Source organism: Streptomyces sp. NPDC028305 (assembly GCF_055569495.1).
In genome coordinates, this window is sequence record NZ_JBVHTN010000002.1 from 59,122 (window position 1) to 79,696 (window position 20,575).

17 protein-coding genes are annotated in these 20,575 nt (G+C 69.8%); 9 read left to right on the forward strand and 8 right to left on the reverse strand.

All coding sequences use genetic code 11. The annotated features are described in order from the left end of the window. Position 1: 1 nt before the first annotated feature. On the reverse strand, positions 2 to 1,345 hold the full coding sequence (locus ACZ4WQ_RS07115) for a serine/threonine-protein kinase (protein ID WP_398374054.1): 1,344 nt from the start codon (positions 1,343 to 1,345) through the stop codon (positions 2 to 4). Positions 1,346 to 1,625: 280 nt separating this feature from the next. Here ACZ4WQ_RS07115 and ACZ4WQ_RS07120 point away from each other — a divergent pair, with 280 nt between their 5' ends. Then, entirely contained in the window at positions 1,626 to 3,572 is a 1,947-nt protein-coding gene (locus ACZ4WQ_RS07120) for a beta-N-acetylhexosaminidase family protein (protein ID WP_398374055.1), read from the forward strand. 42 nt (positions 3,573 to 3,614) lie between these two features. Here the strand turns inward: ACZ4WQ_RS07120 and ACZ4WQ_RS07125 are convergent, their stop codons facing one another. Then, on the reverse strand, positions 3,615 to 4,454 hold the full coding sequence (locus ACZ4WQ_RS07125; protein WP_398374056.1) for a hypothetical protein: 840 nt from the start codon (positions 4,452 to 4,454) through the stop codon (positions 3,615 to 3,617). 297 nt (positions 4,455 to 4,751) lie between these two features. On the opposite strand from ACZ4WQ_RS07125, the gene ACZ4WQ_RS07130 reads away from it, so the two are divergent. Together ACZ4WQ_RS07130 and ACZ4WQ_RS07135 are read left to right on the forward strand one after the other, a co-directional pair. Further along, positions 4,752 to 6,329, forward strand: a complete 1,578-nt coding sequence (locus tag ACZ4WQ_RS07130) for an FAD-dependent monooxygenase (protein WP_398374057.1) — start codon at positions 4,752 to 4,754, stop codon at positions 6,327 to 6,329. Positions 6,330 to 6,404: 75 nt separating this feature from the next. Beyond that, positions 6,405 to 7,871 (forward strand): MFS transporter, encoded by a 1,467-nt coding sequence (locus ACZ4WQ_RS07135; RefSeq protein ID WP_398374058.1) that lies wholly within the window; start codon positions 6,405 to 6,407, stop codon positions 7,869 to 7,871. Positions 7,872 to 7,906: 35 nt separating this feature from the next. Here the strand turns inward: ACZ4WQ_RS07135 and ACZ4WQ_RS07140 are convergent, their stop codons facing one another. After that, a complete protein-coding gene (locus tag ACZ4WQ_RS07140) occupies positions 7,907 to 8,398 on the reverse strand; it encodes a GNAT family N-acetyltransferase (RefSeq protein WP_385344063.1) in 492 nt (163 codons plus the stop codon). A 97-nt stretch (positions 8,399 to 8,495) separates the two neighbouring features. Between ACZ4WQ_RS07140 and ACZ4WQ_RS07145 the strand changes: the two genes are divergently transcribed. Both ACZ4WQ_RS07145 and ACZ4WQ_RS07150 read left to right on the forward strand, forming a co-directional pair. After that, entirely contained in the window at positions 8,496 to 9,398 is a 903-nt protein-coding gene (locus tag ACZ4WQ_RS07145) for a LysR family transcriptional regulator (protein ID WP_398374059.1), read from the forward strand. A 33-nt stretch (positions 9,399 to 9,431) separates the two neighbouring features. Beyond that, positions 9,432 to 10,751: an MFS transporter gene (locus tag ACZ4WQ_RS07150; protein WP_385344059.1), complete on the forward strand. Its 1,320-nt coding sequence runs from the start codon at positions 9,432 to 9,434 to the stop codon at positions 10,749 to 10,751. A gap of 178 nt (positions 10,752 to 10,929) precedes the next feature. Here the strand turns inward: ACZ4WQ_RS07150 and ACZ4WQ_RS07155 are convergent, their stop codons facing one another. The 3 genes from ACZ4WQ_RS07155 to ACZ4WQ_RS07165 all read right to left on the reverse strand — a co-directional run bounded on the left by ACZ4WQ_RS07155 (position 10,930) and on the right by ACZ4WQ_RS07165 (position 15,174). Further along, on the reverse strand, positions 10,930 to 12,477 hold the full coding sequence (locus tag ACZ4WQ_RS07155) for a helix-turn-helix domain-containing protein (protein WP_398374060.1): 1,548 nt from the start codon (positions 12,475 to 12,477) through the stop codon (positions 10,930 to 10,932). A 145-nt stretch (positions 12,478 to 12,622) separates the two neighbouring features. Next, entirely contained in the window at positions 12,623 to 14,437 is a 1,815-nt protein-coding gene (locus ACZ4WQ_RS07160) for an ABC transporter ATP-binding protein (RefSeq protein ID WP_311721879.1), read from the reverse strand. A 272-nt stretch (positions 14,438 to 14,709) separates the two neighbouring features. Next, positions 14,710 to 15,174 carry an SRPBCC family protein gene (locus tag ACZ4WQ_RS07165; protein WP_311721880.1) on the reverse strand — a complete coding sequence of 155 codons (465 nt, stop codon included), beginning with the start codon at positions 15,172 to 15,174 and terminating at the stop codon, positions 14,710 to 14,712. 46 nt (positions 15,175 to 15,220) lie between these two features. Between ACZ4WQ_RS07165 and ACZ4WQ_RS07170 the strand changes: the two genes are divergently transcribed. The 3 genes from ACZ4WQ_RS07170 to ACZ4WQ_RS07180 all read left to right on the forward strand — a co-directional run bounded on the left by ACZ4WQ_RS07170 (position 15,221) and on the right by ACZ4WQ_RS07180 (position 17,716). Beyond that, positions 15,221 to 15,829, forward strand: a complete 609-nt coding sequence (locus ACZ4WQ_RS07170; RefSeq protein WP_398374061.1) for a TetR/AcrR family transcriptional regulator — start codon at positions 15,221 to 15,223, stop codon at positions 15,827 to 15,829. A gap of 319 nt (positions 15,830 to 16,148) precedes the next feature. Then, positions 16,149 to 17,051, forward strand: a complete 903-nt coding sequence (locus ACZ4WQ_RS07175) for a ketoacyl-ACP synthase III family protein (RefSeq protein ID WP_385344050.1) — start codon at positions 16,149 to 16,151, stop codon at positions 17,049 to 17,051. A 65-nt stretch (positions 17,052 to 17,116) separates the two neighbouring features. Beyond that, positions 17,117 to 17,716, forward strand: coding sequence for an exonuclease domain-containing protein (locus tag ACZ4WQ_RS07180; RefSeq protein ID WP_398374062.1), 600 nt, complete (start codon positions 17,117 to 17,119; stop codon positions 17,714 to 17,716). On the opposite strand, the gene ACZ4WQ_RS07185 is transcribed toward ACZ4WQ_RS07180, so the two are convergent. Next, a complete protein-coding gene (locus tag ACZ4WQ_RS07185) occupies positions 17,713 to 18,372 on the reverse strand; it encodes a GntR family transcriptional regulator (protein WP_311721885.1) in 660 nt (219 codons plus the stop codon). The two genes, ACZ4WQ_RS07180 and ACZ4WQ_RS07185, sit on opposite strands and share 4 nt — an antisense overlap. Then, on the reverse strand, positions 18,369 to 19,001 hold the full coding sequence (locus tag ACZ4WQ_RS07190; RefSeq protein WP_311721886.1) for a VOC family protein: 633 nt from the start codon (positions 18,999 to 19,001) through the stop codon (positions 18,369 to 18,371). The genes ACZ4WQ_RS07185 and ACZ4WQ_RS07190 overlap by 4 nt, the downstream gene beginning before the upstream one ends. A 431-nt stretch (positions 19,002 to 19,432) precedes the next feature. On the opposite strand from ACZ4WQ_RS07190, the gene ACZ4WQ_RS07195 reads away from it, so the two are divergent. Next, on the forward strand, positions 19,433 to 20,575 hold the full coding sequence (locus ACZ4WQ_RS07195; protein WP_398374063.1) for an ABC transporter substrate-binding protein: 1,143 nt from the start codon (positions 19,433 to 19,435) through the stop codon (positions 20,573 to 20,575).

Consider the following 20,575-nt stretch of genomic DNA (forward strand, 5'->3'; position numbering starts at 1 on the left):
GTCAGCGCCCTGCTGTGCGGTAACACCAGCGTCCGGTGGACGGCTGGAGGGCCGCGACCATGGCGGCGATCGCCGGAGCGGCCGTCAGCGGGCCGATGACGTTGGCGATCAGTTCGATGTCCGGTGGCCCTCCCACCACTTGGTGCTGCACAAAGACGCTCAAGCAGTGCAGAGCCGCCACACAGCCGGCTGTCGCGATCATCCTGCGTCCGGCCATCCTGCGCTGGTGCAACAGCAGCGCGCCCATGGCGAGCACGACCATCTCCACGATGCCCAACACCAGATTCGTCGCGATCACCCCGGTGGGCGCGGAGGGGTCCGAGAGGTACTTGAAGGTCGTGGTGACGATGTACAGGAGGCCGGGAAGGGACAGCAGCGCCAGCGTCACCGCGGCAGTCGCGGCTCCGCGCCCCTCGGGCGCGGGGTCCATCGGCGGGAGCGGAGCCGTGGGGGGCATCGCCGGGGGCGGGGTGGCCGCGCCTCCCGGTGGCGTGTGCCCGGGGGCGTCGTCGAGCCGCCGGAGGGCCCGGGCGAGGTCGGCCGCGGTCCCGTACCGCTGGCCGGGGTCCTTGCGCAGCAGGGTCTGCACCAGGCCGTCCCAGGCGGCTGGGATGCCCGGGGACACGGAGCTGGGGGTGGGCGGCTCCTCGGTGAGGTGCGCCGAGAGATAGCCCACGGTGTCGGGAGCCTGGAACGGCAGCCGACGTGTGATCAGTTCGAAGAGCACGCAGCCGAGCGCGTACAGGTCGCTGCGCGGTTCGGGGAAGCCGCGTGCCTGTTCGGGAGCCATATACGGGGGTGTGCCCACGATGAAGCCGGTCTGGGTGAGGCGGTCCGCGGTCGCGTAGGGATCGGCGGCCCGCGCGATGCCGAAGTCCAGGACCTTCACGATGCCGGACGGCGTGATCAGGACGTTGGAGGGCTTGATGTCCCGGTGCATGATTCCGGCATCGTGGGCCTCTGCCAGCGCGTCGCATATCTGCGCGCCCCACCGCGCGGCGTCCCGCAAGGTGACGACGCCTTGGCGCAGCTTCGCGTCCAGGCCCTCGCCTCGGACCAGCTCCATCACCAGGAACGGGGCCTTGCCGTCCCCGGTGCCCGTCTCGCCGATGTCGTGGATGGTCACGATGTTGGGGTGCTGGAGGCGGGCGGTGATCCGCGCCTCGCGAAGAAACCGGGCGCGCGCCTCGGTGCCATGGCTCCCACCGCCGGCGAGCAGCGAGATCACCTTGACCGCGACGGGCCGGCCCAGCGACTCGTCCTGCGCCTCCCACACCTGCCCCATACCGCCTTCGCCGAGCTGCCGCACCAACCGGTAACGGCCCCCCAAGAGCTCATCCCGCACTGCCGTGCCTCCCCGTTTCTGTTCACTTCCGCACCGGGATCATGGCGCAACCGCGGGAGGTGGTACACCCGATACCCGGAAACCGACCACAAGGGGCCCCGAGCAGGCCCGCGCGGCCGTCCGTGCCACTTCGAACGGCCGCGCCGGGATTCACCGGTTCGGGGCCGTGGGTATGTGTTTCAAGGAAGGCCGCGCACCAGGCACCGCGCCTGCCTCGTCGCTCGCTCCGCTCCACGTGTCACCGTCGTGCACCGTCGCCGTACACCACGCCACGCAGGAGATGCCCATGCGCCGTAGCTCCCGCCCTCCGGCCGCTGTGATCGCGTTCCTCACCTTCTTCGCCTTCCTCGGGCTGCTGCTCCCCGGATCCACCGCCGGGGCCGCCCCGGCGCGCGGTCCCGGCCCGTTGCCGTCCGTCGTGCCGCGTCCGCAGGAGATGGCCCGGCTGGGCCCGGACGTCACGGTGCCCGCCGTGGTGCGAGTGGTCTACGGCGACGAAGTGGACCGGCCCACGCGCGACCTGGTTGCCTCCGTACTGCGCCGGGCGGGGGCGAAGCGCCTGCGGGGCGGCTCCGGGCCGGGGCTGACGGTGACCGTGGGGCTGCTCGCCGACGCCCGGGTCGCGGAGGCGCTGAGGGCCGCCGGGGGCCGGGCGCCCGAGGAACTGCCCGCGGAGGGGTACGCGCTGGCCGCGCGCGGCACCTCGGTGGCGCTCGCGGGCGCGGACGCCGACGGGACGTACTACGCGGCGCAGACGTTGCGCCAACTGGTCACCGGCGCCCGGAGGATCGCGTCGGTCTCGGTGGTGGACCATCCGCTGATGCCGCTGCGCGGGGTGATCGAGGGGTTCTACGGAAGCCCGTGGACCCACGCCGAGCGCATGGACCAGCTGGCGTTCTACGGGGACGTCAAGATGAACACCTATGTCTACGCGCCCAAGGACGACCCGTACCACCGGGAGAAGTGGCGCGAGCCGTACCCGGCTGACAAGCTCGCCCAGCTCGGCGAACTCGTCCGGCAGGCCGCCGGCCACCATGTGCGGTTCACCTTCGCGCTCTCGCCCGGCACCTCCCTGTGCTACAGCGATCCCGCCGAGTTCACGGCGCTTCAGGCCAAGCTCGGGGCGATGTACGACCTCGGGGTGCGCAGCTTCTCGGTGCCGCTGGACGACATCAGCTACACCCGGTGGAACTGCGCCGCCGACCGCGCCGCCTACGGCGAGCCCTCGCAGCGGGCCGCGGCCGAGGCGCAGGCCGATCTGCTGAACCGGGTGCAGAAGGAGTTCCTGGACGCCCGCGAGGGCAACGCGCCGCTCCAGACGGTGCCGACCGAGTACGGCGACGTCACCGACACCGCGTACAAGCGGACCCTGCGCGAGCGGCTGGACCCGCGGGTCGAGGTCATGTGGACCGGCACCGACGTGGTGCCGCCGCGGATCACCGTGGCCGACGCCGCGCGGGCCGCCGCCGTCTGGGGGCGCAAGGTGTTCGTCTGGGACAACTACCCGGTCAACGACTACGGCCAGGCCGAGGGGCGGCTGCTGCTCGCCCCGTACGACGCCCGTGAGCCCGGTCTGCACCAGCAGCTCTCCGGTCTGGTCCTCAACCCGATGAACCAGGCCGCCGCCAGCAAGGTCGCCCTGTTCGGCGGGGCGGACTTCGCCTGGAACGACACCGGTTACGACCCGGACCGCACCTGGCGGGCCGCCGCAGCGTACCTGGTGGGGGACGATGCGGACCCGGCCACCGTGTCCGCGCTGCTGTCCTTCTTCGACACCCAGCACCTCGCGCCCACCTTCGGCGCCGAACCCTGGCAGCCCCAGGCGCCCGAACTGGCCGCCCGGCTGGCCCGGTTCCGTACCGACTGGGACGCCGGACAGCGGCGGGCGGCGCTGGAGGCCCTGCGCCCCTCCGCGACGCTGCTGGCCACCGCGTCGGCCACCATCAGGGCGGGCGTGGCCGACCGCGGCTTCGTGGCGGACTGCGCGCCGTGGCTGGACGCGCTGGCGCTGTGGGGCCGCGCGTTCGAGCGCACCCTGGACGCGCTGGGCGCCCGGCTCGACGGCAACACCCAGCAGGCCGAGCAGTGGTTCGCCGAGGCGTCGTCGCTGGCCGGGCAGGCGGGGCGGATCCGCACGATCCCGGGCGAGACCCGCCCCGAGGGCCCGGTCCGTGTCGCCGACGGAGTGCTCGACACCTTCCTGGCGGCGGCGCCCCGACTCGGCTGAGCGGGAGCGCACGCCTCCTGACGGTGGTCCGGGCCCGTCGGCTCAGCCGGCCGACCGGAGCTGTACGACCACGACCGAGTACGCCGGGACGGTCTGGCGGGTCGCGCTGCCCGTCGTGGCGGAGCCGACCGATGTGGCGTTCTTCGGATACGAGTAGACCGTGGGCGTCGCCGAGGACGGTGTGAAGCCGCTGTAGGCCACGGTGACCGTGGCGTCGTTGGCCGGGTCCTTGTTGATGAGCATGACGCTCACGTCGCCGTTGGCCCGCCGCACGGCATGCGCGGACACCAACGGCGTCGAGCCGACGGCCCGGACCAGGGTGTCACCCGGCGCACCGAGCTTGGTGATCATCCGAGCGCCGTAGTGCGGCGGGAAGGGCGTGTTCAGCGGTGGCTCGCATGAGGCGCCGCTGGACAGTATCCCTCCGTCGTCGTAGTCGGTGGCGCCCTCCACCGTGGTCACATGGCTGCAGTCCGTGCCGTTGTGCAGGTTCCACCAGTCGACGGTGAACGCGCCGTTCTCCATCCATGTCAGGTACTCGTCCGGGGCGAACAGCCCGCTCGGGGACGTGTTCTTGTAGGCGTTGGCACCGACCTCGGTCACCGCGATGCCCACGTTCGGAGCGTTGCTTCCGGCGTACTGGTTGATCAGGGAGCGCAGGGCGGTGGCCATGCCCGGGATCTCGGCCTGAGGTTTGCCGAGCAGATCGGCCTGGCTGTTGCCGATCGGGTCGCGGTGCCGGCGGGCCACCCGCTCCACACCCCGGATGATCTCCACCGCCCACATGTCCCTGAGCTCGCGGAACACCAGCTCCACGACGTTGCTCCGGTTGGCGCCGGCGGGCTGGTTGAACAGCGTCGCGTGGGCGTGCCCGGTGGACATTCTCGCATCTCCTGGCGATGAACCTGTGGCCTCGGTCACAGGTTCATGTTTCCTTCTCCGTCGTGAGCGGAGAAAGTTTCTGCTGGTGTCGGTATCCCGACGGGCCTGCTCTCTGTGAGTTTCTGTGAGCTGCCGGCCGGCCGGCAGCCGCGGCCTGCCGGTTTCCACCGAAGGCGCTCCCGGTTCGCATGACACACCCGGACTCGCGCAGATCCGTCCCAGAAAAGCGGATCACTGTGAAGTGACGCGCTCGGCGACAGCACATCGTCGTGCACACCACATCCCGGGAAGGACGCCATGGCTGACGTATGCGACACCGAGGTCCTCATCATCGGAGCCGGCCCCACCGGCCTGACCCTGGCGTGCGACCTCGCCCGTCGCGGGATCGCCCACCGCATCGTCGAGCGGGGCCCGGTGCCGAACCGCGCGACGAGGGCCAAGACCATCCAGCCCCGCTCCCTGGAAGTGCTCGACGACCTCGGCGCCGTCGACCACGTCCTGCGGCGCGGAGTCGCCGAGCTTCCCCTGCGGTTTCATGAACCGTCCGGCGTGGTCGTGGACAAGCCGTCGATCTCGGCCCGAGCGAGCACCTCGTTTCACACGCCGTATCCCGACGCGCTGTGGATCGGCCAGTTCGACGTCGAGAGCGCGCTGCGGCAACGGCTCGAGGAACTCGGCGGACGCGTGGAGTTCGGTGTTGAAATGGCCGGTATCGACCAGGATGACGACGCTGTCACCGTCACCCTGCGGACACCGGACGGCGAGCAGACCGCCCGCGCCCGGTACGTCGTGGGAGCGGACGGGGGCAGGAGCAGCGCCCGCAAGCACATCGGGCTCCCTCTGGTCGGCAAGACCTATGAGCAGCAGCGCTGGTACCTCGGTGACGTCACCGGGCCGGACCTCGACCGTGGCCAAATGCACATCTGGCCGTCCGAACGCGGGATGCTCGGCCTGACTCCGCTCGGCAGCGACGTGTGGCAGTTCCAGAGCCCGATCCTGCCCGGCGAGGAGCCGGGAACTCCGTCGTTGGAGTTCTATCAGCGACTGTTCGACGAGCGTGCCGGCCACGGCGCTGTGGTTCTGAAGAGCGCGACCTGGCTGTCGGTGTACCGAGTGAACGCCCGCATGGTGGAGAACTACCGCCAGGGCCGGGTCCTTCTCGCCGGGGACGCCGCCCACGTGCACTCCGCCGCCGGGGGACAGGGCATGAACACCGGCATCCAGGACGCCTACAACCTCGGCTGGAAACTCGCCAGCGTCCTCGACGGCGCCCCTCCGGCCCTGCTGGACACCTACGCCGCCGAACGCATCCCGATCGCCCGGACCGTCCTGGAGATGAGCATGAGCAAAATGCTCAGGGTCATGGGACAGGTGGGCCGAGGCAGCGGGGACGGACTGGGCTCGGCACTCGCCGACATCGGCGACGGTGCGATGAACAGCGGGCTGGGGGTCCACTACCGCACCAGTCCGGTCAACTACCGCCATGGGCGGGCCACGTCCGGCCCTGTGGCCGGTGACCGGGCGCCCAACGCCGGCGGGCTGGAGGGTGTGGCGTTCAGCGGCGACCTCTTCGACCTCATGGGGGGACCGCACTGGTCCCTGGTCGTCCACGAGCACACCGATCCGGTCGTCCTCGACAACGCCGAGCCGCGCCACCTGCGCGTGCACCGCATCGGCTGGGCTCCGGGCAGCGGCCTCGTCGACGCCAAGGGAGAGTTCCGGCGCGTCTACCGGCCCCACCCGGGTGAACTCATCCTCATCAGGCCCGACGGGTACATCGCCGCCCGCACCTCCGTCGGCCAAGGGCGGGAGGCGGACCTCATCGACCACTTGGCCCCGTTCTGGCCGATCGGCAACCCGGCCAGACCCCGCTAGCCCGCCGCCACGTCGCACATCCGCGGCGTGCCCGCACTCATCTCATCCCGCCGTACCGAACAGGAGGAGCGTTTCATGCACGACAGCGGCATTGCCAGCGCCGGACAACACACGAGTTGGAACAGGCGGCTCGTCGGCCAAGTGGCCATCCTGATCCTCGTGAACACCATGGTGGACACGGTCGTCACGGCACCACTCCTCGTCCTTCCCGAGATGCTCGACCACTTCGGCACCGATCAGTCGGCGTGGATCGACGCCAGCTCGCTGCTGGCGGGAGCGATGTGGGCGCCGCTGCTCGGCAAGAGCGCCGATATCCATGGCAAGCGCAGAGTGCTGGTCATGACGTTGATCACCGCCTTCGCGGGCGCCCTCGTGTGCCTCGTCGCTCCCAACCTCTGGGTGTTCATCCTCGGGCGCCTGCTCCAGGGAGCGGCCGTGGGAGCCGTGTTCCTTACGGTCGCCCTCATCCGTGACATGTGCGCACCCGACATGGCGATGATCGCCACGGGCATCGTGACCTCGGGCTCAGCGCTTCTCAGCATCGTGATGCCCTCGCTCTTCGAACTAACAGCCGCGGAGTTCGGCTGGCGGAGCGTGTTCGTCGCATCGGCGATCTTCGCGGCTGTCGCGGGGATCCTCGTGCGCACCCTTGTCCCCAAGTCCACGATCAGGACACCGGGCAAGGTCGACATCGCCGGGGCGCTTCTTCTCGGCGGAGGCCTGGCGGCGGTGCTCAGCTATGTCAGCCTCGGGGCGGAGTTCGGCTGGTTCGCCGTCGGTCCGCTCGCTCTCCTCGTCGGCGGCGCCGCGGCGCTGGCCAGGTGGTTCCTGGTGGCGAGCCGGGTTCCCGAGCCCGTGATCGACATCAGGAACCTCGGCAGGCCCCTGGTGCTCACGCTCCTTGTGGTCGTTTTCGGAACCGGCGCGTACCAGAGCATGCTCACGCTCTTCGGCCTCATCGCCAAGGTCTCCCGGGATCAGCAACTCGGGTACGGACTCGCCGCCCCGGGGGCGCTGGGCCTGCTGTACGGCGTACCGGCGATCGGGATCGTGCTCGGCGGCACCCTGGCCGGGGTGCTTGGAACACGCATCGGGCCGGCCGCGGCCCTTGCTGGTGGAGTGGCACTCGGAACGGTGGGAACCATTGGGATGTTCTTCGGGGACTCCCTGCTCCCTCTCGCGGTCGTCTGCTCCTTCCTGTTGAGCCTCACGGCGGGAACGCTCGTGACATCCGGCTTCAACATGGCGGGGACGCTCGCGCCCCCGGAGCGACAGGGCGTCGTGTCCAGCATGGTCATGGTCATGGTGGCAACCGGGGCGGTGATCCTGAAGTTCGTGGGTTCAGCCGTACTCAAGTCCACCAACATGGTCATCGACGGAGAAACGGTGAACTCGGCCACAGGGGTCCACAGCTACATCGCGGTGGCCACCGGCGCGTTTGTGGCCGCCGCCGCGGTGGCTGTCATCCTGCTGCGAACCCATCGCCGCACACACGCGGCGCCCTCGCCGGCCTCCTCGGAATCCATGACTCCCTCCATCTAGGGGCTCAGGTCGGTCGGTTCGAGGCGGGCGGGGCGTCACCTCAGTTCCATGAGAGTGTCGGCGCGGGCGTAGTAGTCCGCCACCGGTAGGCGGTCGCGGGTGATCGTGACGAACCCGGCGTCCTTGTAGAGGTGGATGGCGGGGGCCAACTTGCTGTTGGTTCCGAGGAACAGCCGGGTCCCGCCGAGTTCGCGGGCGCGGTCGATCGCTGCGGTGACAAGTCGGCGGCCGATGCCGCGTCCTTGCGCGGCGGGGGCCACGGCCATCTTCGCCAGCTCGAACACGCCGTCCGGATAGGCCAGCAGCGCGACGCACCCGACTGCGGTGCCGCTGTGCGGCTCGTGAGCCAGGAGCACGTCGCCGCCTGGGCCCACGACGTGGCCGAACGGATCCTCGAGAACGGCCCGGTCCTCTTCCTCCAGGGTGAACAGGCGCGAGATCCACTCCTCGTTCAGCGTCCGGAACGCGGCGGCGTCACTCTGGGAGGTGATCGAGGCGATGGTGGTCGGGGCAGAGGCGAATGGCATCGGGCGGTTTCCTTTCCGGTGGGGTTGCTCACCAGCCTCCGCCCTGCCCACCCATACGTCCAATACATAGGGGAGCTGTCATCAATAAGCTGGGTGTATGGATCGCGCGATCGAGTTCCGTCATCTGAGGTACTTTCTGGCTGTGGCCGAGGAACTCCACTTCGGCCGTGCCGCCCAGCGGCTGCACATCGCTCAGCCGGCCCTGTCTCAGCAGATCAGACAGCTCGAGAAGATCGTCGGCGTCGAATTGTTCCGACGGACGTCCCGAAGTGTCCGCCTCACCGAGGCGGGAGAGGCGTTCCAGCCACGTGCGAGAGACCTTCTGGGTCGTCTGGCGGCCGACCTCGACGAGGCCGGCCGTGTCGGTCGCGGCGAGGCCGGCCGCCTGGATGTCGCCTTCATCACCTCTGCCACGACCATCGTCGGCGAACGGCTCCGTGCGTTCTCGCGGCGTCGTCCGGATGTCCAGGTGAAACTTCATGACGGCTTCACCGTCGAAGTGCTGGCGGCCGTGCGACGAGGCACGGCTGACGTCGGGATCGTGCGGGACCCCGAGGAGCGTGACGATATCGACCTGTCGCCGCTCACGACGGAACGGTTCGTCGCCATCGTCCCAGCAGAGCACCCCGCCGCGAGGGGCGACCGTGTGGAGGCGACGGCCCTGGCCGCCGACCCACTGATCCTGTTCCCGCGTTCAGCCGGGGCCCACGCGTTCGACGTGAACACGCGGCCGTTGCGGGATGCGGGCGTCGACGTCCACGTCGCGCAGGAGTTCTCGAACTGGCACACCATCGTCACGTTCGTCGCCGCCGGTCTCGGCGTCAGTATCGCCCCCTACAGCGTCACGACACTGCTTCCCCCGGGCGTCCGGAGGGTCGAACTCGACGGGCCCACTCCCAGAAGCCAGATCTTCATGGCCACCCGCCGCGGAGACGAACGTCCCCTCGTTCGAGCCTTCATCGCAGCGTCCGAGTCATGGCAGCCTCAGCGTAAGGGTTGAGAGTCGCAAGGTGATGACAACAGTGTGGTCGGCATGACACTGCAAACGGCCGGACGTGCCCGATCCCAGGCCGGCGACCCGTGGCGCTATCGCTGGATTGTGCTGGGCATCGCCACCTTCACCCAGGCCGCGTCCGGCTTCTTCGTGGGCGGCATCGGAGCGCTCGGCGTCCACCTTCAGCGGTCCCTGGACCTGAGCACGGCGCAGCTGGGTCTGCTGGTTTCGGCGGCCCAGTTCGTGCCGCTGGCCGGGCTGCTGGTGGCGGGTGAGCTGCTCGACCGCTACAGCGAGCGCTGGGTGGTCGGGATCGGGGCCGGCGTGGTCGCGCTGGCTCTGTGCGCGGGGAGCCTGGCCCCGGGATACGCGGCCCTGCTGGGTGCGCTGGTGGTGGTCGGGGCGGGATACAGCACCGTCCAGCCGGGTGGGAGCAAGTCGGTGGCGTCCTGGTTCGACGCGTCACAGCGGGGCTTCGCGATGGGTATCCGGCAGGCCGGGCTGCCGCTGGGGGCGGCGCTGGCCTCGGCCGTACTCCCGCTCGTCGCCGAGGAGTTCGGCTGGCGGGCGACACTGCTGACCGGCGGCTTCGTCGCGCTGCTCGGGGCCGGGCTCTTCATGGGCTGCTACCGTCGGCCGCCCGCGCTGCCCGGCCCACAGGACAAGGAGCCGTCGGCCCCGCTAGCGGCACAGCTCCGGGCCCGGCTGCGAATGCTCCGTGAACCGTCCACGGTGAAGATCATGCTGTCGGGGACCAGCCTGATCTCGGTGCAGTGCGGCGTGGGCATCCTGACGGTGCTCCACCTCCACCAGGCGTCATCGGTCGGCGCCGGGCAGGCGGCCCTGATCCTCGTGGCATCCCAGGGCGCGGGTGTTGCGGGCCGGATATGCCTGGCGGCCTGGAGCGACCGGAGCAGGTCCGGGCGCTATGCCATCGTGCTGGTCTGCATGGTCGCCGTGGTCGCCGGGCTGGCCGTGCTGATGACACCGGCGGGGCGGGCACCGGTCGTCGCTTCCGGCGTCTTCGTCTGGCTCGGCTTCTTCGGATTCGGCTGGTACGGCCCGTGGGTCGCCTACGTCACCGAAGCGGCCCCACCGGACAAGACGGGCTTCGCTCTGGGGCTGGCCATGTCCGTCAACCAGATCGCCATCGTCACGGTGCCGCCCGCGCTCGGCCTGCTGGTCGATCTCACCGGCAGCTTCACACCGGCCTGGGCACTGCTGTCCCTGCTCACCGTCGTAGCCCTGGCGGTCACGGCCGACGCGGAACGCCGCACCCGCTGGAAGTCGCGCGCATCTGCTCGCTGCGCTGCCCGCTCCGGCGCGCCCAGCGCGGGAAAGAAGCCCTCGGAGCACTGAGACACCGTACGACGACGGCCTGGATCACTCCCCACGTGGTGATGCAGGCCGTCGTCACGTGGGGAGCCGGGGCTTCGTTCCCGTGCTGTGCGGCAGGAGTGACGTTAAAACGGATCAGCGGGGCGGGCAACGGTGCACGGTGCGCACCGTGTGCCCGCGATATGTGCACGGTGCACGGTCAGCCCGCCGGGGGCAGGCCGGTGATGTGCAGGGCGTGCACCAGGTCGTGGATTCCGGAACCGGTGGTGAGCAGGTCGCGGCTGAGCAGGTGTTCCGCGGCGCGCAGATGGGCCCTGACGGTGTTGCGGCTGAGGCCCAGGTGGCGGGCGGTCCGCTGGGCGTCCGTGTTCGCGTCGATCCAGGCGCACAGGGTGGTGTGCAGGGCGCGGCCCCGGGTGTCCTGGAGTGGGCGGAGGAATTCCCGTGCCCATGCGTGCGCGGGCTCGGTGCGGAGCAGTTCGTCCAGGGTGGGCGTCGGCCGCCCGTGGTGACCGCCGGAGCCGCCGAAGCCGCCGAAGCCACCGGACACGTCGTCCGGATGCGGTCCGGACAGGCAGAAGGCCAGGTCGAGGGCGGCCCGGGTGCGGACGTCGCTCAGGTCGAGACCGAGGGTCGTCTCCACCCGTCTGAGGTGGTGGGAGACGGTGTTGCGGCTGATGTCCAGCAGCCTGGCCACGGCGGACCGGGGAAACGTGACGGCGAGCCGGGTGATGTCGAGGGTGGCCCTCGGGGTGGACCCGAGCGGCCGCAGAAAGGCGCGGGCCCAGGCGCTCGCATCCTCGTAGGGCAGCAGTGGCACCAGCGGTGTCCGGCCGAGGTAGGCGGCCACCCGCTCGGGCGTCTGGCGCGCCGCGGCAAGGGCGTGGAGGGCCTGCCCGTACGCCTCGGCCGTGGCGCCCAGCGGATACGGGCTGCTGATGCCCAGCGCGTAGTGCGGGTTCTCCCGGACCAGACGGCGCAGCACCGTGCCCTGACCGTGGGCCGTGTCGGGGTCGGCATCGGCGTCGGGGTCGGCATCGGCGTCGGCGTCGGCGGCGACGAGGCAGATGAGGTGTTCCTTGAAGGCCGGACAGTGCACCATCAGCCCCGTGCCGTGATAGCCCGCCCCGTCCTGGTGGATCTGTGCCAGCCGGTCACGGTCCTCGACGGTGCAGTGCAGCAGATAGACGCGCAGCCGCTCGGCGTCCAGCAGCGCGGGGACGGCGCCGGTGGTCATCCGTCGGGCCAGCGTGAGATCCCCCGCCAGCAGGGCGCTGAACACGGCGAACCGCAGTTGCTGCGCCTTGTGCTGATAGCCGCGGAAGGTGGTGTCCGCGTCCTGCGCCCGGTCCAGGAGCGCGATGACGCTCCCGGCGTGCGAGACCAGCGACGCCGCGCCGGGTGTGGGCGCCGAGGCGCCCGCCACCACCAGGACCGGGCGTGGTGCGCGGGGGCCGAGTGCCTCCAAACGCACCTGAAGGGCGCCGGCCTCGGTGGCGGCCGCGGCCATCCGCCCGCCGGCCAGCCGCGCGAGGGTGGGTTCGAGCGAGGGCAGTATCTGCCGCGGGAAGCGCGTGGTGGCCGCCTCCACCGCGCCCGCGCTCCCGACCAGCGCGACATCGGCGTCGATCTGCCGACTCAGCCAGTCGAGAACCGCGCGCGGATCCGCCCCGGCCCCCTGGGCCATCTGCCGCCGCACCTCGTGCAGCAACTCATCCAGCCACCCGGCGTGCGCCCGTGCCTCCACAGCAGTGCTCCTCTCTCACCCCCGTGGTTCGCCACGTCGCGCGGCCCGATCCGCGGTCCGCACACCGCCTACTTTATTGACCGGTTCACGGGGCCTGGGGGAGTGGCGTACACATCAGGCCGGACGACATGGGGTGACGCGAGGATCAGTGCAGGTCGGCCCGTGCGGGGCTGTCATCGAGGAAGCCGCCCACCTGGTGCTGCCACAGCTTCGCGTAGGCGCCGTCCGACGCGAGCAGTTCCTGGTGCGGGCCCTGCTCGACGATCCGTCCGCGGTCGAGGACGACGACCTGGTCCATGGTGGCGATGGTGCTCAGCCGGTGGGCCACCACAAGCGCCGTCCGCCCCTCCATGAGCCGCCACAGCGCCTCCTGGACGAGGATCTCGCTCTCGGAGTCCAGGGCGCTGGTCGCCTCGTCGAGCAGCAGGATCGGCGCGTCGCGGAGGATCGCCCTGGCAAGGGCGACCCGCTGGCGCTGTCCGCCGGACAGCTTGACACCGCGCTCGCCCACCATGGTGTCGAAGCCGTCCGGCAGCGCATCGGCGAACTCCGTGACATGCGCCGCCTCGGCCGCGCGGCGGATGTCGGCGTCGGTGGCGTCGGGTCGGGCGAACGCGATGTTGTCCCGCAGCGTGCGGTGGAACATCGCCGGGTCCTGTGGCACATAGGCGATCAGGCTGCGCAGGTCGGCCTGGCGCAGCCTGCTGATGTCCTGCCCTCCGATCAGGATCCGGCCGGCGTCGATGTCGGTCATCCGCAGCAGCAGTTGGGTGAGCGTGGTCTTGCCCCCGCCGGACCGGCCGACGAGACCGATCTTCGTCCCGCTGGGCACGGCCAGGTCGAGGCCGTCGAACAGTGTCTCCGCGCCCGCGTGGGCGAAGGTCACCTTCTCGAAGCGGACGTCGGCGCCCTCGGACCGCAGCGGCTCCGGCGACGCCGGGTCGAGCACGGTCGGCGGTGTCAGCAGCAGCTCGGTGAACTGCGCGGCCTCCGTCATCGAGCTCTCCAGACGGCGGTAGATCTGGTTGAACTCGAACATGATCCGCGTCGCGTTGGAGTAGTACGTGAAGGCGACCACGACCGCTTCCACACTGTGCGTGCCCCCGCCGAGCGCGACCGCGAGCAGCAGGCCCAGCGTGTTGGTCAGCACGGACAGCGGCGCGACCAGCGTGTCGATGCGCAGATTGCCGTAGTCCCAGGACCTCAGCGAGAGTCGCCGCGACTCCGCGACGCGGGACCGGTGCTCCGCGGCCTCCCGTTCCTCGGCGGCGAACGCCCGGACCGTGGCCATGTTCATCAGGCTGTCGGCGACGTGGCCTGCCACCCGGGCGATCGCCTCCTCGCGCTGGTCGACGAGCCGCTGGCGGCGCCGGATGAGGGGCATCGCACACAGCGCCGTCAGTACGATCATCACCAAGAGCCCGACGACGAGCAGCGGTTCATAGGTCCAGAGCACGACCGAGGCGAACACCAGTGGCACGAAGTTGGCCACGACCGAGAATGCCAGCGTGTCGATGAACTGTTCGAAGCGGGCGGCGAAGCTCAGGACCCGCTTGGTCAGCGACCCGGCGAAGTTGTCGTGGAAGAACGCCGCGTCCTTGGCGAACAACTCGTCCATACCGATCACGTACAGATGCTCGATGCCGTGCGCGTCAAGGCGGTTAAGGCAGTGAAGGCCGATGCGCCACAGCAACTCCGCCAGCAGTAGGACACTGACGAAGCCGAGTACGTAGGGCAGCGTCGTGCCGGTCGAGACACCGGAGTCGCCGGCGATTCGGCCCACGAGCTTCGCGACGATCAGCGGCCCGATGTAGAAGATGCCGATGTTGCCCAGCGCCGGCAGGAGCATCGCGGGCACCGCCACCCGCCGTAGCCGGGACAACTCGCGTCCGTAGTAACGAAGTGCGAGGATCACCGGGCCCGTGCCCGGCGGGACCTCGCGCGATTCAGGCGTTCCCATTCCACCCCTGGGTTGTCGTATGGCGGCCCGTCACATGCCTTGCCGGGGCCTGCCGTTTTCTCCCTGGCCCGGGTGGTCCTCCCACAGACGCGACACGGCGACGGAGCCCCCGCGAAGCTCGTGGCAACGTCAATGTGCGGGTACGGACCGGCCCGAAGGCGCAGTGTCCCGTGACGGCGACCGTGGCGTCCAAGCGTTTTTCTCAGCCATCGCCACCGCCTTGCCATGGACCAGGGCCGCCGTGCCGCCTTGTGTCCCGCGTCGTACGGCTGTCAGGAGTCGGTCGTGGACACGTGGCGTGCCAACTCGGCGGCCAGGCGTTGCATGACGGTGCGGTTGGCGCGCCGCATCGTGGCCCGTACGGCAGCGGCCAGCAGCCGGTCGGCGAGCGGGGCGCGTACCCAGGCGTACGTGAACGAGATGTGACTCCCGCCGGTGGGCAGCGGCTCGATGGCGTAGGTGCCGTGGGCCAGCCGCCGGCCGCCCGCGCTGACGTTGCGCTCGACGATGCGCCGCGGCGCGTCGGCCTCGACGACCTCGATGCTGACGTCGGTCTTCGTGCCGCCCAGCGCCACGGTGACCGTGGCGCGCGATCCGACGCCGCGGTCGGGGCCGCTGTAGCGATAGTCGGTCAGGTAGTGGTTGGTGAATCGCTCATGGTGAGCCATGACATCGAGGAAGTCGTAGACCTGCTCGGGCGTCTGCGGCACGTCGATCGACACGGTGACGGACTTCATGTACCAGACGGTACATGCTCGATGTACCGATTGGTACACTCGCGGCGTGGTGACTACGGACGAGGCGCATTCCGACGGCGAGGCCGGCCAGGGCACGGACGGGGACCGGCGCACACAACTGGTGGACGCGGCGGTCGACCACGTCGCGGCGCACGGCATCGCGGATCTGAGCCTGCGCCGCCTGGGCGCCGCGATCGGCGTCAGCCACCGCATGCTGATCCACTACTTCGGCTCCAAGGAACAGCTGCTCATCGAGATCGTCCGGGCGTCGGAGCGGCGCCAGCGCGAACTGCTGTCCCGGCTCCGCCTGGAGCCCGGTCTCTCGCCCGCCGATGTCGCGCGGCGGCTGTGGCAGCAGCTGACGGATCCTCGGGTGGCCGGTCAGGAGCGGCTGTTCTTCGAAGTCTGCGGGCATGCGCTCCGGGGCCGGCCCGAGGCCGTCCCGGTGCTCCAAGGGCTCGTGACGGACTGGCTGGAGCCGCTCGTGACCGCCGAGGTCGGCGCGGGGGCGGACCCTGCCGTGGCCCGGAACCGCGCCAGGCTGGGCCTTGCCACCGTCCGCGGTCTGCTGCTCGACCTCCTCGCCACCGGTGACCGCGCCGCCGTCGACGCGGCGATGGAGGAGTTCCTGAGGCTGTTCTACGGCTCGGAGTGATGGATTCGCCATGTGTCGGCGATGGGAGGCGATCAGTGCATACTGGGCGTATCCAATGTTCCGCGATTGCCTTTGACTAAAGCTTTTGCGGCGCTTCTGCTGACGGCTGGGCCGCCGCCGGTGATGATGATGTCGAATGCAGCGGTGAGCGGGGGATGTTTCCAGGTTTTCCAGGGGTGGCGCGGCTTTCGGGCGGGGATTACGCAAAGGCTCGTTCCCTTTCGGTTTGATGTGCCCGAGTTGCACTCGACGTTCCCGGGCGCGGCTGACTACACGTTGCGGCAGCGACATGGTTGTCACAAGAAAGGGAAACGCGGACATGAGATGGAATGACCTCTATATCGATGCGTCAGGCGTCCGGCTGGGCCGGAGTGAGGACGTATGGCAGGCCGTGGCCGAAGGGCGTTACGATGCCGATGAATGCAAGGTCGACGACCTGGTGAGCGTCAGCGTCGTGGATGACCTGAGCCAGGCCGACCTGGCCGTGGAGGCGGCACGGCGCGCACTGAGCCGTAGCACGGCCGCTCACGACGACTTCATGCTCGTCGCGCACGTCACCAGTTTTGGATTCCAGGGCCTGGACCATTGGGCGCCCGCCGCGTATATCCAGTCTCGTACCGTCGGTGGCCGGGCCCCGGCGATGAACTTACAGCAGGCGTCCAACGGAGGCATCGGCACGCTCGACCTCGTGGCGGCCTATGTGGCGGCCGGCGGGCCGTCCAGCGCCGCGCTCATCACCACCAGCGACAAATACCAACTGCCCCCGTGGGCTGCCGCCGCGGGCGAGCACGGGTGGCCGGTCAGCCTGCGGCGGCGCTTCAAGGAATACCTGAGCAGCAGCGGTGTGGAGGTCGCCGACACGGCCAGGGCGGGCGCCGCCGGGCAGCAGCGGGTCATGGAGCAGGCGATGGGCGAGGCGGGCATCGGTATCGAGGACGTCGCCCGGTTCGTGTACCCGCACGCCGGGCGGGCGGTGATCGACTGGGACGAGGTCAAGAAGATCGCGGGCATCGACGTCGAACAGACCAACTGGGAATTCGGCCGCCGCCTCGGCCACCTGGGAGCGGGCGACCAGTTCGCCGGACTCAACCATCTGCTGGAGACCGGGGCCGTCAAACCGGGTGACAAGGTCGTGCTGTCCAGCGTCGGCCATGGGTACACCTTCGGCTGCGCCGTCGTGGAGATCGTGGCGGATCCGGAGTGGCAGCAGGCGAGTAACTGACGGGGCGCCGGCGGCCCGCGCTTGGCGCTAGCCTTGCAGCCACTTGCGCGAGAGGGAGACCCGTTGTGTCCACGTTCGTTGTGTTCGACCTTGAATTCACCACATGGCACGGGGCACTTGAGCAGGACTGGGGAGCGCCGGGACAGCTTCGTGAGATTGTGCAGATCGGTGCGCTGCGCCTGCGTGAGGACTTTTCCGTCGCCGAGGAGTACGAGGCAGTCGTGCGGCCTGTGGTCAATCCGCAGCTGTCCCCCTACTTCATCGAGTTGACCGGAATCGAGCAGGAGATGGTGGACCGGGAAGGCGTCTCCGCGGCAGAGGCACTCGGCGACTTCCTCGGATTCTGCCGGGGGCAGTCGGTGCTTTCCTACGGCAACGACATGGTGGTTCTGGGGGAGAACGTGGGCTGGGCGCGAGCCCGAGGGGAAGACGTCAAGCACGGGTTTCTCGCCGCCCATTTCCTGAATATTCGCCCCTGGTTGAACGCCGTCGCGCCGGAGACGGAAAACAGCAACGTCGGCCGGCTGTGGCAGGTGCTCGGCCTTCCCAGGCCTGCGGCAGGGAAGGAGCATTCGGCGCTCTTCGACTGCTATTCCTTCGCCGCTGCCATCAAGCATCTGTGCGGCGCCGGGGCGGTCCTGCCCGTGGGCGGCATCCGGCGCTAACACCGGATGGCCGTGTGGTTCCGCTGGAAAGCGTCCACCCGCAGGTCCCGAGTGCGGGACAGATGACGGATCATCGCCGTGCGCGCCGTTTCCGCGTCGCCTCGGCGGATGGCGTCGAGGATCGCGACGTGTTCCTCCTGGCCCGCGCGGAGGGCCTGGTCCAGGTGGTCGACCTGCGTCATCTGCGGGTTGTAGATCTGCTGGAGCACGCCGAGTCCGTCGAGCAGCCGGGACATCGTGCCGTTGTGCGCCGCGGCCCGCAGGGCCTGGTGCCACTCGGTGTTGAGCTCGGCGTGCTTCTCCTGGTCCGCGCATTGTTCGGCTTCGGCGGTGATGTGTTCCAGGGCGGCCAGGTCACGACGGGACGCCTGTTCCGCGGCCGCCGCGGCGCAGGCGGACTCGAGGGTGATCCGGACGTCGTAGATCTCGCGGATCTCCTCCGGGGTCCGCGTCTTGACGACGTAGCCGCGTATCTCGCGGTTGATCAGCTCCTCCTGGGCCAGCCGGGCGAGCGCTTCCCGCACGGGGGTGCGGGAGACGCCGAGCTTCTTCGCCAGGGCCGTCTCCAGGAGGACGGCCCCTGGCGGGAGTTCGCCGCCGACGATCATGGCGCGGATGGATTCGTACTGCACGGCGGCGGAGTCGTAGACGCTCATGTGAAGGTCACCGGTCCACGAGGGGTGTCAACGGTGAGGGACAGCCTCAAGGGGCCCGAGCTCAGCGGCAGACTGGTGCCGAGGGCGAGGATGAGGGCACGGACCCCGTCCGGATCCGGGGTGCGGGCGGACAGGTCCAGCAGCGGGGTCTGCGGGAGGCCGGCCTGGGTGGGGTGGGCCGATCCGGTCCAGTCGATGAGGAACGGGACCAGTCCGGAGGGGTGCGCGGTGTCGAAGGAGGTCAGCCGCCACGTCAGCAGGGTGCCGTCCGGGCGGCGGCGGCTCATCGGGAGTACCGGCCCCGGGTCGTAGCCGACCGCGTGCGCATCGGCCACGGCCCTGTCCAGGTCGGGCGGGCTGATGGCCCAGGTCACCATCCTGGGGCCGGTCAGCCGGTCGATGCCGAAGGGGCGGGGCCGCGGGGGCTCGGGCTGGTCCGGGTCCGGGCCGATGATCTCCAGATAGCCCGAACCGCCGAGCGACACCAGGCAGTTGCGGGTGCCCCGGTCCGGGTGGGCGCCGCCGGGGGCGGGCCGCACGCCGGTGCGCCGGGCGAAGTCGGCGACCGTCGCCTCCAGATCGGGCGTGGCGAGGACGACGTGGTCGAGGGATCCGGGATGGGCGTTCATCCCGGGAGACTACGTACACGCGTGTATACGTTCAAGCCTTGACGTGCGGAAAGGGCGCGGCTACGGTCGGAGCCCATCGAGTCCGAGCGTCTGACGGGAGGGAGCTGCCGTGAAGTCGAAGTCCGCTGTGTACGGCACCCCCGTCCGCCTCGTCGGCTTCGCCCGCGCCCTGCGTCGCCACATCGACCTGCTGCGCGTCTCCGGCACGCTCTGTCGCATCTGACCTCGGCCGGGTCCGCCCCCGCGAGGGATCGGTAGTGTCCGATCCTCGTCCGCGGCCTTGTCCGCCTCTTACGGGTCTCTGACCCGCCATGTGGCGTTTTTTCGCCTTTCTTCTCCATCTCCATTCTCTTCAGGCCGACCGCTGCCGTGTGCGCCCGCATGTCCGGGCGGCTACCTCGCGATGCCATGTCCTCACCAGGAGTACGACCGTGATATCCAGCAAGAGACGCCTGCTCATCGGGGCCCTGACGACCACCTCCCTGCTGGCCCTGTCGGCGTGCGGCGAAGGCTCCGGCACGTCGGCGGACAGCACCGGCCCCGTCTACTTCGGGGTTTCGGCTCCCGTCACCGGCCAGTACGCCGAGTACGGGAAGTTCTACAAGCAGGGCTTCGACCTCGCGCTCGACCAGATCAACGCCGACGGCGGCATCAACGGCCGCAAGGTGAAGCTGAAGTGGGAGGACAGCCAGTCCGACCCCAAGCAGTCCGTGCCGATCGCCCAGAAGTTCGTCAACGACCAAAACATCATCGCGGAGCTCGGCGACTTCTCCAGCCCCGCCTCGATGGCCGCCTCGCCGGTCTACGAGCGGAACAAGCTGGTTCAATACGGCTTCACCAACTCCTCGCCGAAGTTCACCCTCGGCGGGCAGTACATGTGGAGCCCGGGCATCTCGCAGGCCACCGCCGAGGTCCAGCAGACCGATGAACTGGCGAAGTTCGGCAAGAAGATCGCGGTGGTCTACCAGAACACCGACTGGGGCAAGCAGGTCTTCGAGATCTTCCAGGAGCGGGCGAAGAAGCTCGGGCTGACGGTCACCTACAGCGCCGCCTACCTGCCCTCCACCACCGACTTCCGGCCGCTGCTGATCAAGGCCCGCGACTCCGAGCCCGATCTGGTCTACGACATCGGCTACGACAACGACGCGGCGGCGATCCTCACCCAGGCGCCCAAGGCGGGGGTCACCGCCGAGATCTTCACCGAGCAGCTGACGGCCACCGGCATCAAGCTCGCGGGGAAGGACGCCGAGGGAGCGCTCACCACCGCGACCTGGTTCCCCAACTCCTCCGAGCCCCGGGTCAAGGCGTTCACCAAGGCGTTCAAGGCGAAGTACGGGCACGTCCCGGGCGCGTTCGAGGTGTACGCGTACGACGCGCTGACCCAGTTGGTCCACGCGGCCAAGAAGGGCGGTGCCACCCGGCAGGGCGTGTACCAGGGGCTGAAGAACTCGGCCGATCTGCCGAGCGTGCAGTACGGAAAGTTCCGCTTCCAGTCCGACCGTCGTCCCGCCGACCCGCCGACCCCCGTCGCCGTGATCGTCAAGAACGGCGAGCAGGTCCCGGCCGAGGGATGA

What these genes read in the sequence shown, in the direction of transcription:
- ACZ4WQ_RS07140 (WP_385344063.1), bottom strand. Translation starts at nt 8,398, where the DNA reads ATGCCATTCGCCTCTGCCCCGACCACCATCGCCTCGATCACCTCCCAG.
- ACZ4WQ_RS07165 (WP_311721880.1), bottom strand. Translation starts at nt 15,174, where the DNA reads ATGAAGTCCGTCACCGTGTCGATCGACGTGCCGCAGACGCCCGAGCAG.
- ACZ4WQ_RS07120 (WP_398374055.1), top strand. Translation starts at nt 1,626, where the DNA reads ATGCCCATGCGCCGTAGCTCCCGCCCTCCGGCCGCTGTGATCGCGTTC.
- ACZ4WQ_RS07130 (WP_398374057.1), top strand. Translation starts at nt 4,752, where the DNA reads ATGGCTGACGTATGCGACACCGAGGTCCTCATCATCGGAGCCGGCCCC.
- ACZ4WQ_RS07150 (WP_385344059.1), top strand. Translation starts at nt 9,432, where the DNA reads ATGACACTGCAAACGGCCGGACGTGCCCGATCCCAGGCCGGCGACCCG.
- ACZ4WQ_RS07145 (WP_398374059.1), top strand. Translation starts at nt 8,496, where the DNA reads ATGGATCGCGCGATCGAGTTCCGTCATCTGAGGTACTTTCTGGCTGTG.
- ACZ4WQ_RS07160 (WP_311721879.1), bottom strand. Translation starts at nt 14,437, where the DNA reads ATGGGAACGCCTGAATCGCGCGAGGTCCCGCCGGGCACGGGCCCGGTG.
- ACZ4WQ_RS07175 (WP_385344050.1), top strand. Translation starts at nt 16,149, where the DNA reads ATGAGATGGAATGACCTCTATATCGATGCGTCAGGCGTCCGGCTGGGC.
- ACZ4WQ_RS07135 (WP_398374058.1), top strand. Translation starts at nt 6,405, where the DNA reads ATGCACGACAGCGGCATTGCCAGCGCCGGACAACACACGAGTTGGAAC.
- ACZ4WQ_RS07185 (WP_311721885.1), bottom strand. Translation starts at nt 18,372, where the DNA reads ATGAGCGTCTACGACTCCGCCGCCGTGCAGTACGAATCCATCCGCGCC.
- ACZ4WQ_RS07190 (WP_311721886.1), bottom strand. Translation starts at nt 19,001, where the DNA reads ATGAACGCCCATCCCGGATCCCTCGACCACGTCGTCCTCGCCACGCCC.
- ACZ4WQ_RS07125 (WP_398374056.1), bottom strand. Translation starts at nt 4,454, where the DNA reads ATGTCCACCGGGCACGCCCACGCGACGCTGTTCAACCAGCCCGCCGGC.